16 protein-coding genes are annotated in these 15,603 nt (G+C 70.4%); 5 read left to right on the top strand and 11 right to left on the bottom strand.

The annotated features are described in order from the left end of the window. Positions 1-55: 55 nt before the first annotated feature. Positions 56-853: a precorrin-6A synthase (deacetylating) gene (gene cobF / locus AB0D14_RS14630; protein WP_362778454.1), complete on the top strand. Its 798-nt coding sequence runs from the start codon at positions 56-58 to the stop codon at positions 851-853. A gap of 128 nt (positions 854-981) precedes the next feature. Beyond that, positions 982-3,111 carry an MDR family MFS transporter gene (locus AB0D14_RS14625; protein WP_362778451.1) on the top strand — a complete coding sequence of 710 codons (2,130 nt, stop codon included), beginning with the start codon at positions 982-984 and terminating at the stop codon, positions 3,109-3,111. Here AB0D14_RS14625 and AB0D14_RS14620 read toward each other — a convergent pair. Beyond that, positions 3,086-4,921 (bottom strand): glycoside hydrolase family 15 protein, encoded by a 1,836-nt coding sequence (locus tag AB0D14_RS14620; RefSeq protein ID WP_362778450.1) that lies wholly within the window; start codon positions 4,919-4,921, stop codon positions 3,086-3,088. The two genes, AB0D14_RS14625 and AB0D14_RS14620, sit on opposite strands and share 26 nt — an antisense overlap. Before the next feature lie 143 nt (positions 4,922-5,064). Further along, positions 5,065-5,838, bottom strand: a complete 774-nt coding sequence (locus AB0D14_RS14615; RefSeq protein ID WP_362778447.1) for a sulfite exporter TauE/SafE family protein — start codon at positions 5,836-5,838, stop codon at positions 5,065-5,067. A gap of 164 nt (positions 5,839-6,002) precedes the next feature. On the opposite strand from AB0D14_RS14615, the gene AB0D14_RS14610 reads away from it, so the two are divergent. The 3 genes from AB0D14_RS14610 to AB0D14_RS14600 all read left to right on the top strand — a co-directional run bounded on the left by AB0D14_RS14610 (position 6,003) and on the right by AB0D14_RS14600 (position 7,957). After that, positions 6,003-6,812, top strand: coding sequence for a lysophospholipase (locus AB0D14_RS14610; RefSeq protein WP_362778445.1), 810 nt, complete (start codon positions 6,003-6,005; stop codon positions 6,810-6,812). A 147-nt stretch (positions 6,813-6,959) separates the two neighbouring features. Continuing rightward, complete coding sequence (locus AB0D14_RS14605; protein ID WP_362778442.1) at positions 6,960-7,298, top strand: DUF3140 domain-containing protein; 339 nt, start codon at positions 6,960-6,962, stop codon at positions 7,296-7,298. Then, entirely contained in the window at positions 7,295-7,957 is a 663-nt protein-coding gene (locus AB0D14_RS14600; RefSeq protein ID WP_362778439.1) for an endonuclease, read from the top strand. Before AB0D14_RS14605 ends, AB0D14_RS14600 begins: the two co-directional genes overlap by 4 nt. Before the next feature lies 1 nt (position 7,958). Here the strand turns inward: AB0D14_RS14600 and AB0D14_RS14595 are convergent, their stop codons facing one another. From AB0D14_RS14595 to AB0D14_RS14555, 9 genes are all read right to left on the bottom strand, one after another. Then, complete coding sequence (locus AB0D14_RS14595; protein ID WP_362778436.1) at positions 7,959-8,654, bottom strand: SDR family oxidoreductase; 696 nt, start codon at positions 8,652-8,654, stop codon at positions 7,959-7,961. Then, positions 8,651-9,547, bottom strand: coding sequence for a cupin domain-containing protein (locus tag AB0D14_RS14590; protein ID WP_362778434.1), 897 nt, complete (start codon positions 9,545-9,547; stop codon positions 8,651-8,653). Before AB0D14_RS14590 ends, AB0D14_RS14595 begins: the two co-directional genes overlap by 4 nt. Beyond that, positions 9,544-10,902 carry an amidohydrolase family protein gene (locus AB0D14_RS14585; protein ID WP_362778430.1) on the bottom strand — a complete coding sequence of 453 codons (1,359 nt, stop codon included), beginning with the start codon at positions 10,900-10,902 and terminating at the stop codon, positions 9,544-9,546. Before AB0D14_RS14585 ends, AB0D14_RS14590 begins: the two co-directional genes overlap by 4 nt. Before the next feature lie 45 nt (positions 10,903-10,947). Beyond that, positions 10,948-11,928, bottom strand: a complete 981-nt coding sequence (locus AB0D14_RS14580; RefSeq protein ID WP_362778427.1) for an alpha-ketoacid dehydrogenase subunit beta — start codon at positions 11,926-11,928, stop codon at positions 10,948-10,950. Next, positions 11,916-12,923: a thiamine pyrophosphate-dependent dehydrogenase E1 component subunit alpha gene (locus tag AB0D14_RS14575; protein ID WP_362778424.1), complete on the bottom strand. Its 1,008-nt coding sequence runs from the start codon at positions 12,921-12,923 to the stop codon at positions 11,916-11,918. Before AB0D14_RS14575 ends, AB0D14_RS14580 begins: the two co-directional genes overlap by 13 nt. Beyond that, positions 12,920-14,257 carry a Xaa-Pro peptidase family protein gene (locus tag AB0D14_RS14570; protein ID WP_362778423.1) on the bottom strand — a complete coding sequence of 446 codons (1,338 nt, stop codon included), beginning with the start codon at positions 14,255-14,257 and terminating at the stop codon, positions 12,920-12,922. Before AB0D14_RS14570 ends, AB0D14_RS14575 begins: the two co-directional genes overlap by 4 nt. A gap of 47 nt (positions 14,258-14,304) precedes the next feature. After that, positions 14,305-15,006, bottom strand: coding sequence for an XRE family transcriptional regulator (locus tag AB0D14_RS14565; RefSeq protein ID WP_362778420.1), 702 nt, complete (start codon positions 15,004-15,006; stop codon positions 14,305-14,307). Positions 15,007-15,108: 102 nt separating this feature from the next. Next, on the bottom strand, positions 15,109-15,330 hold the full coding sequence (locus AB0D14_RS14560) for a hypothetical protein (RefSeq protein WP_362778418.1): 222 nt from the start codon (positions 15,328-15,330) through the stop codon (positions 15,109-15,111). Positions 15,331-15,360: 30 nt separating this feature from the next. Next, positions 15,361-15,585, bottom strand: a complete 225-nt coding sequence (locus AB0D14_RS14555; protein ID WP_362778416.1) for an MbtH family protein — start codon at positions 15,583-15,585, stop codon at positions 15,361-15,363. Between the last annotated feature and the right edge of the window lie 18 nt (positions 15,586-15,603).

The following is a 15,603-nucleotide window of genomic DNA, read 5'->3' as shown; positions in this document are numbered from 1 at the left end:
CCTTGGGGCCAGGTGCGGTGACTGCGGCCGTGGTGCCGTGCGGCAGACTCGGGGTGTGCGAAAGATTCATGTCATCGGCATCGGTGCGGGCGATCCCGACCAACTGACCCTGCAGGCGGTCAAGGCGATGAGGAGCACGGACGTGTTCTTCATCCTGGACAAGGGCGAGGCGAAGTCGGACCTCGTCCAGCTGCGCCGTGACATTCTCGGCGCACATCTGCCGGAGGGGTCGTACCGGACAGTGCAGGCGCGCGATCCGGAGCGCGACCGTGCCGCCGGAGGCTCGGGCTACTCCCCCGCCGTCGGGGACTGGCGCAGTGCCCGCGCCGAGATCTACGAGCGGCTGATCGCCGAGGAGCTGGGCGAGGACGAGAGCGGGGCGTTCCTCGTCTGGGGCGACCCCTCGTTGTACGACAGCACGCTGGGCATCCTGGAGGAGATTCGCGAGCGGGACGCTGTGGCGTTCGAGTACGACGTCGTGCCGGGCATCAGCAGCGTCTCGTCCCTGGTCGCCCGCCATCGCACCGGCCTGAACCGCGTGGCGCGCCCCGTCCAGATCACCACGGGCCGCCGGCTCGCCGAAGGTTTCCCCGAGGACGTCGACGACGTGGTCGTCATGCTGGACGCCCACCAGACGTTCCAGCGGTACGCCGACACCGGGCAGGACATCGACATCTACTGGGGCGCCTACCTCGGCACCCCGGACGAGATCCTCGCCTCAGGTCCCCTGGCGGAGACGGCCCCCCGTATCGTCGAGCTCCGTGCGCAGGCCCGCGAGCGCAAGGGCTGGATCATGGACACGTATCTGCTGCGCAGGCACCCACGGGACCGGGGCATGCCCGAGTCGGGCTGAATCCCTGAATTCAGGCCCCCCGCGGGACCGGCCGCAGTACCGCGATACCGGTCGAAGTACCGCTGTACCGGTCGAAGTACCCCTGTACCGGTCCGCAGCGGGCCGCGCCCCCATGCGGACGGCCCCACATGCACACCCCATCGGCCGATGTGAAGCTGACGGGTGTGACGACCACCGACACCGCAGGGCCGGCGGCCGCGGGGCCGCCCGCCACACAGCCTCCCGTGCTGGACAAGCGCCGCCGCAATGTCGTCTTCGTGACGATCATGCTCGGTATGCTGCTGGCCGCGCTGGACCAGACGATCGTGGGCACGGCGTTGCCGACGATCGTGTCGGACCTCGGTGGCGCGGAGCACATGTCGTGGGTGGTCACCAGCTATCTGCTGGCGGAGACCGTCGCCACGGTGCTCGTCGGCAAGTTCGGTGACCTGTTCGGCCGCAAGGTCGTCTTCCAGGCATCGGCGATCATCTTCATCACCGGGTCGTTCCTGTGCGGCCTCTCCTCGAACATGCTGCTGCTGATCTCCTGGCGGGCCATGCAGGGCATCGGCGCGGGCGGTCTGATGGTCACCGCGATGGCTCTGATCGCCGATGTGATCCCGCTGCGGGAACGCGGCAAGTACCAGGGCGCGATCGGCGCGGTGTTCGGTGTCGCCACCGTGATCGGGCCCCTGCTCGGCGGCCTCTTCACCGACCATCTCACCTGGCGCTGGGCGTTCTACGTCAACGTCCCCATCGCCATCCTGGTCGTGGTGGCCGCGGCCCGCACGATCCCGGTGGTGAAGTCGCCGTCCCGGCCGGTCATCGACTATCTGGGCATCGCCCTGGTGGCGGTCGGCGCCAGTGCCCTGATCCTGGCGACGAGCTGGGGCGGCAACGAGTACGCCTGGGGTTCGCCCACCGTCATCGGCCTCTTCGCGGGTGGTGTCGTGGCCCTCGCGGCCTTCTGCCGGGCCGAGACCCGTGCGGCCGAGCCCATGCTGCCGATGCGTCTGTTCGGCAATCCCGTCTTCACGGTCTGCTCGATCCTCAGCTTCATCGTGGGCTTCGCGATGCTCGGCGCGATGACGTTCCTGCCGACGTATCTGCAGTACGTGGACGGGGACTCGGCCACGGTCTCCGGCGTACGCACCCTGCCCATGGTCGTCGGCCTGCTCATCGCGTCGGTCTTCAGCGGCAACGTGATCAGCAAGACCGGCCACTACCGGGTGTTCCCCATCGTCGGCTCCCTGGTCATGGGCGCCGGTCTGTACCTGCTCTCGCTGATGAACAGCGGCACCAGCACCTGGCTCTCCTCGCTCTACATGTTCGTGCTCGGTGCGGGGATCGGTCTGTGCATGCAGGTCCTCACCATCGCCGTGCAGAACACCGTCGAGTACACCGACCTCGGTACCGCGACATCCGGTGTGACCTTCTTCCGTACGCTGGGCAGTTCGTTCGGCACCGCGGTCTTCGGGACGATCTACGCCAACACCCTGAAGCCGAACCTCTCGGACGGCGTCGCCGAGGCGGCCCGGACGAGCGGGGCCGACCCCGCGGCCCTCACCAAGGCGGCGACCAGCCCGGACGGGCTGCACAGCCTGCCGTCGGCGGCCGCCGCGCCCCTCGTGAAGGCGTACGCGGAGACGTTGCAGACCGTCTTCCTGTGGACCGTGCCCGTGGCGCTGCTCGGTTTCGTCGTCTCCCTCTTCCTCAAGCAGGTGCAGTTGCGCGACAGCGCCCGGATGGGGTCCACCGACATGGGTGAGGGCTTCGCGACCCCCTCCGCGGCCGACAACCGGCAGCGTCTGGAAGCCACCGTCGGGAAGATCATCGGTGCTGCCGGCCCCGACACCATGCGCCGGCTCGTCGTCGAGGCGGACACCCGGCTGGACATCGCGGGTGCCTGGGCCGTGATGCAGGTCGAGCTGTTCACCCGGATGGTCGGGCACGCCAGCCTCACCCTGATCGCCGCCCGCCGGCGCCTGCCCCCGGAGGTCCTGGTGCCGGTCTTCCAACGCATGGCCGAGGAGGGCTACCTCACCCGCGAGGGCACCCTCTTCTCCCACACCGGGGCCGGCGCCCGTGAGGCCCGTGTCATCGGCGAGGCGTGGGCCGGCTGGCTCGCGGACCGCGTCGAGCAGGACCTCGGCCGCCCCTCGGGCGACGAACTGCGCGTCGCCGTCGACACCATCGCCAAACGCCTGCTGGTCGAGGACCTGGCCCACGACACCTCGGCGGTCCCCCGTGCCGTCAACCCAGCGCCCGGTCGAGGTTGAACGCCGCGCTGATCAGCGCCAGATGGGTGAAGGCCTGCGGGAAGTTGCCCAGCTGTTCGCCGGTGTGGCTGATCTCCTCGGCGTACAGGCCGAGGTGGTTGGCGTAGGTGAGCATCTTCTCGAAGGCCAGCCGCGCCTCGTCGAGCCGTCCGGCCCTGGTCAGCGCCTCGACGTACCAGAAGGAGCAGATCGAGAAGGTGCCCTCCTCGCCACGCAGGCCGTCGGGGCTCGTGTTCGGGTCGTAGCGGTAGACGAGCGAGTCGGAGACCAGGTCCTCGGTGAGCGCGTCGAGCGTGGAGAGCCACTTCGGGTCGGTGGGCGAGATGAACTTGGCCAGCGGCATCATCAGCACCGCGGCGTCGAGGACGTCGTCGTCCTCGTGCTGGACGAACGCCTGACGCGTCGTCGACCAGCAGCGTTTCATGATCCGCCGGTAGATCGTGTCGCGGGCCCCGCGCCAGCGCAGGATGTCCGCGGGCAGGCCCCGGCGGGTGGCCAGCCTCATGGCACGCTCGATCGCCACCCAGCACATGAGCCGGGAGTAGAGGAAGTTCTTCCGGCCGCCGCGGGTCTCCCAGACGCCCTCGTCGGGCTGGTCCCAGTGGTCGCACACCCAGTCGACCAGCGCGCAGATGTCGTCCCACTGGTCGCTGGAGATCGGCTGGGCCCACTTGTCGTAGAGGTAGACCGAGTCGATGAGGGCGCCGTAGATGTCGAGCTGGAGCTGGTCGGCCGCCGCGTTGCCGACGCGGACAGGGGACGAGCCCTGGTATCCCTCCAGGTGGGTGAGTTCCCGTTCGTGCAGGTCGGTGCGCCCGTCGATGCCGTACATGATCTGCAGCGGGCCCGCGGGGTGGCCGTCGCCCGGGCTGATGTGTCTGGCCGTGAAGGCCATGAACGACTCGGCCTCGCTGGTGAAGCCCAGCCTCAGCAGCGCGTACACGCAGAAGGCCGCGTCCCGCACCCACACATACCTGTAGTCCCAGTTGCGCTCGCCGCCGAGCTGTTCGGGCAGGCTGGTCGTCGCCGCGGCCACGATCGCGCCGGTCGGCGCGTAGGTGAGCAGTTTGAGGGTCAGCGCGGAGCGGTGCACCATCTCCCGCCACCGGCCGCGGTACTGGGAGGCGGTCAGCCAGTGCCGCCAGAACGCCACGGTGGCGACGAGCAGTTCCTCCGCCTCGGCGCGCGGGCAGCGGCGGGGCGCGACGTCGCCGCTGACCTGGTCGAGGGCGAACACCGCGGACTCGCCCTGCTGGAGCTTGAAGTCCACCGTCGCGTCGAGCCCGTCGCATTCGAGCGGCTCCGTACAGGTCAGCGCGAGCGACAGGTTCGCGGACTCGAAGACCACCATGCCGTCGTGCGTCCGCGCGGTGTGCGGCTGCGCCGCGTAGTCGAACCGGGGCGCCACGCGCGCGTGGAAGGGGATCGAGCCGCGTACGCACAGCACGCGCCGGATCAGCCGGTGCCGGTCCGCCTCGGTCGGGTCGCCGTCCACCGGCATGAAGTCCTGGACCTCGCCCACCCCGTCCTCGGTGAAGAAGCGCGTGACCAGGACGTTGGTGTCCGGGAAGTAGAACTGTTTGGTCCGGGCCGGCACGGCGGCCGCCAGTCGGAACGAGCCGCCCCGGTCCGCGTCGAGGATCGAGGCGAAGACGCTCGGAGCGTCGAAGGCCGGGCAGCAGTACCAGTCGATCGTGCCGTCGGTGCCCACGAGGGCCACGCTGCGCAGATCACCGATGAGGCCGTGGTCGGCGATCGGAAGGTAGCCGCCGGATGCCGGTGGATCCTGATGAGCGGATGCCTCGGACATGGCAGCCTCCCTGCTCTTCACCCTGGGAACACGCACGCCTCTGACGCCTTCCAGCGTAGACGCTCGGCTGTGGGCGCAGTCGTGAATCCGCAGGTCCGGTCGGGCGCGTCGCGCAGCCCCCCGCGCCCGTGCCGGCGCGCCGCTCAGCGCAGGAGCAGCTGTGCGCCGCCCACCACCGTCGCCGCGATCACCAGCCGCTCGAACAGCCGCTGGTTGATCCGGTCGACCGCCCACTTCCCGATGAGGGCACCCGGCAGGACGAAGGCCGCGAGGGCCGCGTCCAGCAGCAGCGAGTGGCCGTCGATCAGGCCGAGTCCGACGCTGAAGGGAACCTTGGAGACGTTGACGATCAGGAAGAAGAAGGCGGAGGTGCCCAGAAAACCGAGCTTGCGGAAGCCCGCGGAGAGGAGATACATCGACATCACCGGGCCGCCCGCGTTGGCGACCATCGTGGTGAAACCGCCCAGTACGCCGTAGGAGCGGGCCTTGATCCGGCCGGTCCGCGTGGCCACCGAGTCGGGCTCCTCCGCCGTCTCGGCCTTCCGGCGGCGCCACACCGTGACCCCGGCCATCAGCAGCAGGATGGCGCCGATCGACGTCCGTACCATCTCGTCGCCGGCCCACATCAGGAACACCGTGCCGACGACCACCCCGGCGGCGACCGCCGGGAACAGCTTCCACAGCGTCGGCCAGTGTGCGTGCCGCCGGTAGGTGAGGACGGCGAGCACGTCCCCGACGATCAGGATGGGCAGCAGAACCCCCGTGGAGGCCCGGGCCGGCAGAACCGCCGCGAAGATCGCGAGGCTGACCGTGTTGGCCCCGCTCACGGCGGTCTTGGAGAAGCCGACGAGCAGGGCCGCGGCGGCGAGAGCGGCGAACTCCCAGGGCGTTACGTGCCAGAGCGTCATCGTGTCCATGCGGGAACCGATGCTATGCCCACCTATCCGATCATGTCAGCGGTGTCTCGACAGGTGACCCCTGCCGCCACTGCTGCCGCCATCATCGACTTCGCACCCTGGACCGGCCTCGCACCCCCTGGAAAGATCGCCCCCGCACCTTCGCCGACGCCGATGGAGGAACCATGGCCGACTCCCGCGAGCACACCCTCACGGGCACCCGGAGCAGCATCACCGCGCGCGAATGGCCCAGGGAACGACCGCGGTACGTGGCGCTGCTGGTCCACGGCTACGGGGAGCACATCGGGCGCTACGAGTACGTCGCGGACGTACTGCACGGGCACGGCGGGGCGGTGTTCGGCCCCGACCACATGGGCCACGGGAAGTCCGGCGGCGAGCGCGCGCTCATCGAGGACTTCGAAGACGTCGTGAACGACGTGCATACGGTGGAACTGCTGGCCCGGGACGCGTACCCCGGTGTGCCGGTCGTGCTGATCGGCCACTCCATGGGCGGCCTGATCGCCGCGCGATACGCCCAGCGGTACGGGGGCGGCCTGGCCGCGCTCGTCCTGTCCGGGCCGGTGATCGGAGGCTGGGCGCCGTTGCATCAGCTGCTCGCGCTCGATCCGCTGCCCGCGGTCCCCATCGATCCGACGGCGCTTTCGCGTGACCCGTCGGTCGGCCGGGCGTACGCGGCGGATTCCCTCGTCTGGCACGGGCCGTTCAAACGGCCAACGCTGGAGGCATTCGTCCGCACTCTGGAGACCATTTCCAAGGGCGGGGACGTGGGGGCGCTTCCGCTGCTGTGGCTGCACGGGGACGCCGACCGGATCGTGCCGCTGCCCGCCAGCCGGGCGGGCGTGGAGGAGTTGCGCGGCGCGGAGTGGAGCGAGCGCGTGTACCCGGGTGCTCAGCACGAGGTGTTCAACGAGACCCACAAGGACGCGGTCCTCGCGGATGTCACGCGCTTCGTGGACGACGCGCTCGCGCCCTGACACGGGGGATGGCTCGGGGCCGGCATGAGGGCTGGCATGGGGCCGGCATGAGGGATCACATGGAGTGTTTTCGGCGATCCGTCCTGGGCACTCGGGGCCGCACGGAGTGACGGACGAAAGCGGAGTGACGGACGAAAGGGGCACCCGATGGCCGACGCCCTCGAGCTCGACGCGCTGTGGGACGAGTTCCACCGTGTGGTGAACATGACCTCGCAGGAGCTGGCCGCCTGGCTGCGGGTGAACGACGAGGCCGAGGAGTCGGTGCCGCCGCCCGAGTACGCGGGTTCGCCCACCGGCGAGCATGTGCTGGCCATCCTGCAGAAGCGTCGAATCGATCTCACCGAGGAAGACCTCGACGTGATGTACGAGGTCGTGGACACGGTCACAGCCGAGACGGACCCGGGGCCCGGCCACGAGGCCGAGGAGACCCGTCGCCGCCGGCGCCTGATGACACTGGGGCACGATCCCCTCCGATCGTCGGCATGAGCAGCAAGGCGGAGAGGGTCCTCGGGGCCCTGCTCGCCGAGCACGGCCGTACGTTCGCCGAGGAAGCGGGCATCCGGCTGCGGAACACACCACAGCCGCTGTACCGGACCCTGGTCATGGCCTGTCTGCTCAGCGCCCGGATCCGTGGTTCCGTCGCCCTCGCGACCACCCGCGCCCTGTACGAGGCGGGGCTGCGCGATCCGCGCCGGATGGCCGGGGCGACCTGGCAGGACCGGGTCGACGCACTGGGGCAAGGCGGCTACCGGCGTTACGACGAGCGCACGGCGACCCAACTGGGGGACGGCGCCGAGCTGTTGCTGGACCGTTGGGGAGGCGACCCGCGCCGGATGCGTGAGGCGGCGGGCGGCGACCTGGACGAACTCCGGGGCCTGCTGCGGGAGATACCGGGCCTGGGCCCCGCAGGCGTGGACATCTTCCTGCGTGAGGTGCAGCAGGTCTGGCCCGAGGTCGCGCCCCACCTCGACGCGAAGGCCCTGCAGGGCGCGGCCCGGCTCGGGCTGCCCGAGGAACCCGGCCGGCTGGTGAAGCTCGCCGGGGACACCGAGCCCGTCGTTCTGGCCGCCGCGTTGGTCCGGGCGGCGCTGGACAAAACCGTCGTGGAGGACTGCCTGCGTCAGGCGCGGGAGAAACGGTCCTAGTTCACCGCAGCAACCACCCGCCGTCCACGGCGAGGTCGACGCCGTTGACCGCGACGTTGCACAGCAGGAAGTCCACCGCGTCCACGACGTCCCGCATGCGCGCGAGCTGTCCCGTGGGGGTCTGTGCGCGGTAGTTCTCCAGCACCTCGGCGGGCTTGTCCGCCCAGAACGGGCTGTCGCCGACGATGCCCGGATGAATGGCGTTGACCCGGATCGGGGCGAGTTCGGTGGCGAGGGTGCGCACCAGGCCCGTGACGCCCGCGTTCACCGTCGCGACCGTCGTGGCGCCCGGGTAGGGCCGCTCCTTGGCCTGCCCGCCGAAGATCACGACGGCGCTCTCCGCAGCGGTATGCATACGCGGCACCAGCGTGTGGACGACCTCGGTGTAGCCGACGAGCTTGAGGGTGACAAGCTGCAGCGCGGCCTCGATGTCGTACTCGGTGACGGTGTTCCGGTCGCGCGAGATACCGGCGAGGACGAGATGGTCGACGTGCTCGACACCGGCCAGCGCGGGCGCGATCTCCCGTGGCCTGGACAGGTCCAGGGCGAGCCCGCGCGCGCCGATCCCCTTGGCCGCCGTGTCGGCGCGGTGGGCGTCGCGGCCGGTGAGAACGACCTCGTCTCCTCGTTCCGCGCGGGTGCGGGCGATCTCGTGGCCGATGCCGGCCGTACCGCCGATGACGACAACACTGCTCATGGCTTCTCCTCCAGCACGTCGCGCAGGTGGTCCCAGTCCCGGGCGAACCGGTAGGAGTGGCGCGAGGGCGGCTGCGGGGCCTGTGTCTCCAGCCACCGCACGTGTCCCGTACCGGCGTTGGTGAAGCCGTGCACGCAACCGGCGCCCGCCCAGGCGGCATCGCCCGCTTCCAGTCGGTACCGCTCGCCGTCGAAGGTGGCATCCACGGTGCCTTCGACGATCAGGTACGTCTCCTCGAAGGGGTGGTCGTGCGCGCCCGCGACGCCGTCGGCCGCGTACTGGACCATGAACATCGTCGAGGCGACCGCGCCCAGGTCGGCGTCCACCATCATCTTCACGGTGATCCCGCTGTACACGAGCAGCGCGGTGCGCATACTGGCGGACACGGTCAGCAGGTCCTGGGACTGCTTTCCCGGATCCATCCGGGCGGCCTCGAAGTGCCCGAACGAGCGGGTGCGCGGGTCGCGTACGTCGATCCGGGACGGCTCGTGGACGGGGAGCGCCGGCACGGCCCGGGTGTCGTACCCGTAGCGCGCCCTCGGCACCGGCGCGAGCATGTCCGCCCAGCGCGCGATGGTGTCCCCGGCGCCGCGCCAGGCGTGCGGGACGCCCGTCGGCAGCAGCCCGTAGTCGCCCTCTTCGAGGAGGTACGAGCCCTCGGGCACATCGAGGACCACGGTGCCCGAAAGCAGGTGGAAGGACTCCTCGTACGAGTGGACGTGGGCCCCGATCGCCCCGTCCGGCGCCAGTTCGCACACGCCGAAGCCCGTGTGTACGGAGCCGTCCTCCTCCCCCACGACGCTCCGCCGCCGGAGCCCGCTGCTTCCGGCCGGCAGCAGGGGCGGGGCGGCGAACGTGGCGTCCGCCGCCCGCCGGATCACATGGTGTGTCATGCCTGTCGCTTCCCACGCGCCTCGACCGCCGCCGTGAGGCGGTCACGGGACTCCTCGACCAGTCGCCGCGCCCGCCCGACGTCGGCGAGCAGCCTGCCCTCGCGCTTGCGGACGACGCCGTCGACGATGACGGTCTCGACGTTGGAGACGTCCGCGCTCAGCGTCACGGCGGCGACCGGGTCGATGAGCGGTGCGACGTTGAGCGCCGTCGCGTCGATCGCCACGACGTCGGCGCGCTTGCCAGGGGTCAGTGAACCGGTCCGGTGCTCAAGGCCCGCGACATGCGCGCCGTTGACCGTGGCGATCTCCAGCATCTGACGCGCCGTCAACATGGTGGCGGGTACGGGGCTGTCGGCCTGCCAGCACGCCGCGTTCACCCGGGCCCGCTCGGCGCCGAAGGCCGCGCGGATCTGGGTGAACATGTCGCCGGGCACGGTGGTGACGACGTCGATGCTCAAGGACGGCCTCAGGCCGTACTCGATCGCCTTCATCACGGGTGGCCAGCCGTGCCCCATCTGCGTCTCCACCTGCGGGGCGACGGACACCGTGCCGCCGCTGTCGGCGACCATCCGCCACTCCTCCTCACTGAAGTAGCAGCAGTGCACATAGGTGGTGTCGGGGCCGAGCAGCCCCAGGTCGTGCAGCTGCTTGACCATTGCGAACCGGCCGGCGAGCCGCCCCATGCCGGCGTGCACGGTGATGGGGATGCCCAGCTCGCGCGCGAGGCGCCACTCGGCCTCGACGACGTCGTTGATGCAGAAGCCGGGTCCGCGAGTGGCGAGCCCCATGGTCAACAGGCTGTCGTCGGACGTGAAATGACGCTCCTTCACCCTCCGTACGTCATCGCCCGGTATCGCGATCTTGCTCTCGTACCAGTAGTCGGCGAGCGAGGTGTTGGCGCTGCCGTACGCGTACTGGGCGCGGATGCCGGTCTCGCCGAGGGCCTGGACCGCCGCGTCGGGATGCTCGGGCGTGTTGTTGATATGGGACCAGTCGACAAGGGAGGTGATCCCGGCGTTCAGGCACTCCAGCGAGCCCGCCAGGTTGCCCGCGTAGACGTCCTCGGGGCCGTAGACGGGCGCGTAGGTGTCCAGGACCTCGACGAAGTAGTCGTCGAGCGTGGCGTTGGGCGCGCAGCCGCGCAGGGGCGCCTCCCAGGTGTGCCGGTGGGTGTCGACGAAGCCGGGTACGAGGATGCGGCCCGTCATGTCGAGCACTTCCGCGTCCGCGCTGATGCCGTGTGCGACCTCGACGATCCTCCCGTCCTCGATCAGGACGTCACCGTCGGGCAGGTCCCCGATGCCGGGGTCCATCGAGAGCACATGGCCCGAGCGCAGCAGCATTCGGTCGGTCATCGCCTTACTCGCCTCTCTGCATGTCGGATTCAGTACGTGTCGGATTCAGTACGCGCTGAGGTCGCGGACCTTCGCCACGACCTTGTCGACGGTCGGGATGACCTCCCTTTCGAGGACGTCCGCGAAGGGGAGCGGCACGCACTCGGCGGCGACCCTGCGTACGGGCGCGTCGAGGAGACCGAATCCCTCGTCGGCGACGATCGACACGAGCGTGCCGCCCCAGCCGCCCTGGTACGGGTTCTCCTCGACGGTCACGAGCCGTGAGGTCTTCGCGAGTGAGCCGAGCACGGTCAGCGCGTCGAGCGGCACGAGACAGCGCAGGTCGATCACTTCGGCGTCGATGCCCTCCGGGGCCAGTCGCTCGGCGGCGGTGAGCGCCACGGGCACCATCGAGGCGAGGGCCACGAGGGTGACGTCGGCGCCCTCGCGTACCACGGCGGCACGTCCCAGCTCGACGACGTGGTCCGGCGGTGCGGGCGGCCCCTTGGCCGCGAGCAGTCCCTTGTGCTCGAAGAAGACCACGGGGTCGTCGCTGCGGATGGCGGCGGCCATCATGCCGATCACGTCGGCGGGCGTGGCCGGTGCGGCGATCTTCAGTCCGGGGACCGTCAGTGCCCAGTTCTCGGTGGCCTGGGAGTGCTGCGCGCCGAAGCCGAGGCCACCGCCGTTGGCGGTCCGCACCACCAGCGGCACGGTGACCTGACCGCCCGTCATGTAGCGGACCTTGGGGATCTCGTTGGCGAGGTAGTCCCAGCAGCAGGCGAGGAAGTCCGAGAACATGATCTCCGCGACGGGGCGCATCCCGGTCATCGCGGCGCCCATCGCCGCCCCGACGATGGCCTGTTCGGAGATCGGCGTGTCCCACACCCGCTCGGACCCGAACTCCTCGTACAGTCCGGCGGTCGTCTTGAACACCCCGCCCGCCGCGCCGATGTCCTCGCCGAGGCACACCACCGCCGGATCGCGCCGCATCTCCCGCGCGATGCCCTCGGCCACGGCCTGCCGGTAGGTGATCACGTCCGCCACCGCGCACCTCCGTCCGCCCATACGTCGGTCAGCGCCTGACGGGGGTCGGGCCCGGGCGCGTTCTTCGCCGCCTCGACCGCCGCCTGTACGACGGCGCCGGCGCGCTCGTCGGCCCCCGCGACCATCTCGGTCGGCACGCCCAGTTCGGCGAGCCGGCCGCGGGCCACGTCCAGCGGGTCGTGCTTGAGCCAGCGCTCCACCTCCTCGGCGGGCCGGTACGTCGCCGGGTCGGCGCGGCTGTGGCCGTAGTGGCGGTAGGTCCGGGCCTCCAGCAGACCGGGCCCGCCTCCTGCCCGGGCCCGGTCCGCGAGCCCGGTCACCGCCTCCCGCACGGCGACCACGTCGTTGCCGTCGACGATCTCGCCGGGGATGCCGTAGGCGGGCGCCCGGTCGGCCGCGGGGTTGGCCACGGCGGTCACGTCGGCGATCGGGGTGTACTCCATGTACAGGTTGTTCTCGCAGATGAACAGCACGGGCAGCTTCCACACGGCGGCCAGGTTGAGCGCCTCGTGGAAGGCGCCGATGTTGGTCGCCCCGTCGCCGAAGAAGGCCACGGCGAGCTGCTCGGTTCCCCTCAGCCTGGCCGACCAGGCGGCGCCGACCGCCAGTGGGAGATGGGCGCCCACGATCGCGTACGAGCCGAGCATGTTGTCCGAGGCCTTGGTGAGGTGCATCGAGCCGCCTTTGGCCCCGCACAGGCCTGTCGCTCGGCTCATCAGTTCGGCGAGGCACTCCTCGGGGGTCGCGCCACGGGCGAGGGCGTGGTGGTGGCCGCGGTAGGTGGCGAACACGTAGTCGTCGTCGCGCAGGGCCGCGCTCGCGCCGACGGCGATGGCCTCGTGCCCGGCGGCGAGATGGGTGGTGCCCTTGACGAGGCCGGACATGAACAGGTCGTGGGCGGCCTGCTCCGTACGCCGGATCACGGCCATCTCCTCGTACAGGAGCAGGAGTCGAGCGGCCTCGACTCCGGCTGCCGCCTGTGGGGCGCGGGTCATCGTTCCCCCCTGCCCTCACGGGTGTTCAGGTGGGACTGGGACTCGCGGCGGGTGTTCAGCTCGCCGCCGACGGTCCAGTACTTGCGGCCCGCGACGAGGAGTTCCTCCGCCGGGAACTTGGTGATCACCTCACACCCGTCGGCGGTGACGACGACCTCTTCCTCGATACGCGCCGCCGACCAGCCGTCCGCCGCCGGCCAGTACGTCTCCAGCGCGAACACCATGCCCGCTTCCAGGACTTCGGGGTGGTCGAGCGAGACCAGGCGGCTGAAGATGGGCTTCTCCCAGATGGACAGGCCCACCCCGTGTCCGTACTGCAGGGCGAAGGCCGCGGTTTCGTCGGGGAAGCCGAACTCCTGGGCGCGCGGCCAGACTTCGACGATGTCGGCGGTCGTGGCGCCCGGCCTTACCAGCGCGATGGCCTCGTCCATGTAGGCACGGCAGCGGACGTACGCGTCGCGCTGCGCGGGTGAGGCGCTGCCGACGGCGAACGTGCGGTAGTAGCAGGTGCGGTATCCGAGGTGGCTGTGCAGGATGTCGAAGAAGGCGGGGTCGCCGGGGCGGATCAGCCGGTCGCTGTAGACGTGCGGATGCGGTGAACAGCGTTCGCCGGAGATCGCGTTGACGCCTTCGACGTACTCGCTGCCGAGGTCGTAGAGGACCTTGCTGACGAGTCCGACGCACTCGTTCTCGCGCACGCCCGGCCGCAGGTGGGCGTACAGCTCCTCGTAGGCGGCGTCGACCATCGAGCAGGCCTGGGTGAGCAGGGAGATCTCGTCGGGCGTCTTGACCCGGCGGGCCTCCAGGAACACCTGCTGGCCGTCGACGACGTCGATGCCCTGGTCCTTGAGGGCGAGCAGGACGGGCATCTCGGCGATGTCGACGCCCAACGACTCACCCGCCAGACCGTGTTCGCGCAGTTCGGCGGCCACCTTCGCCGCGACGTCCGCGCCGATTCCGGCGTCCGGGTGGAAGGCGCCGCGCAGGGTCGAGATGCCCGCGCGGGCGCCGGTGGGCGGGCCTTCCTTGCCGTCGCTGTAGTCGAGCCACGGGTTGTACAGCTGGTGGTGGCGGGCGGCGGAGCCGAAGTCCCAGACGACCGGTTCGCCGCCGCGGACGAGCAGCGCGAAGCGGATCAGCTTGTCCATCGCCCAGGTGCCGATGTGAGTGGCGGACATGTAGCGGATGTTGGCGAAGTCGAAGCTCAGCAACGCGCCCAACTCGGAGCGGTTCAGGGCCGCGTGGAGCCGGGCCAGTCGTTCCTGACGGAGCCGGTCGAGGTCGATGCGCTGTTCCCAGTCGACGGCGTTCGGCCCGAATGTGCGGATTGCCAAGGCGACCACCACCCTCATCCGGAGTGAACGACCGTCCGGGGAAAGTGTCAAGGCATACTGAACACGAACCAGACACCGACGGCCGGTTCGCCGCCGTCGTTGCGGTAGCGGTGCGGGGTCGTCGACTCGAAGCTGACCGCGTCGCCCGGCCGGATCGCGTACTCGTCGAAGCCGAGCGTGAGCACCAGTTCGCCGGAGGTCAGGTAGCCGTACTCGGTTCCGGGATGCCGCATCAGGCCGCCCGCGCCGGAGGAGGCCCCGCCGGGGCGGTACGTCACGAGCAGGAAGTCGACGTCCGCTCCGGGAACACGGCCCAGACGCTCCCACACGACGCCCGAGTCCAGCTCCAGCACCTCCCGCTCACCGCCGTTGACCAGCGGGCCGATCCTGCGGCGGGGGTCGGCCGCGAAGGCGGCGAGTGCGTTCGGCACGGGGTCGGGCGGTGCGCCCACGGGCGCGCGGCGCCTTTCGCCGACCGTCGCCACGGGGGCCGGGGCGGGGGCGAGGACCGGGGCGCCCTCGGCGTCGGCGTCGGCGTCGGCGTCGAAGAGCGACTCGACGGGGATGGAGAGCGCGGTGGTGATCGCGTACAGGGTGCTCACCGACGGCTGGCTCTTCCCCGTCTCGATCTGCGAGATGAGGCTCGCGGACACTCCGATCTCCCGGGCCAGACCGCGCAGGCTCATACCCCGGGCCGTACGCGCCCGGCGGATACGCGCGCCGACCGGCGGCACCACCACAGGGGGCACGGTCGACTCCTTTCGCGGCACGGCAGCGTCAAAGGCGTTCACCTCCATTGAACAGTGAAGCAGGGCGGAGTGGGAGCCGCTTCACGCGCAGGGCTGTCCCGTTCACGCGCAGGGCTGTCCCGGATAGTCGTCGCTCTCGGGCACCCCCGCGTCACGCATCCTGCGCAGAACCTCGCCCCGTACGGCCCCGTCGTCGATGTCCACCAAACAGTTGGCGTCCCGGTCGAACACCAGGACGTCCCCCGCGGTGTCCCAGAGCACCCACCGGCGCGGATACGGCGGCCCCTGCCACAGATGGGCGTACGCCTTCATGTCCGTCTCCATACCGTCTCCCTGTCCGTCGCCGACGAAGCCTCAGCCGGCCTGTTCCGCCGCCATCCGCTCCGCCAGGCTCTTGGGACGCATGTCCGTCCAGTTGGTCTCGATGTGGTCCAGGCACTCCTGGCGGGGGGCCGGGCCGTGCGCGACGGTCCAGCCGGCCGGCACGTCCACGAAGTCGGGCCACAGGCTGTACTGGCCCTCCTCGTTGACCAGCACGGAGTAGGTGCCTTCGGGGTTCTCGAACGGGTTGGTGCTCATGGGATTCCTCCGACTCAC

The sequence above is a fragment of the Streptomyces sp. NPDC048484 genome, assembly GCF_040651415.1.
Lineage (GTDB): Bacteria > Actinomycetota > Actinomycetes > Streptomycetales > Streptomycetaceae > Streptomyces.
This window is presented reverse-complemented; position numbering and strand designations above follow the sequence as displayed.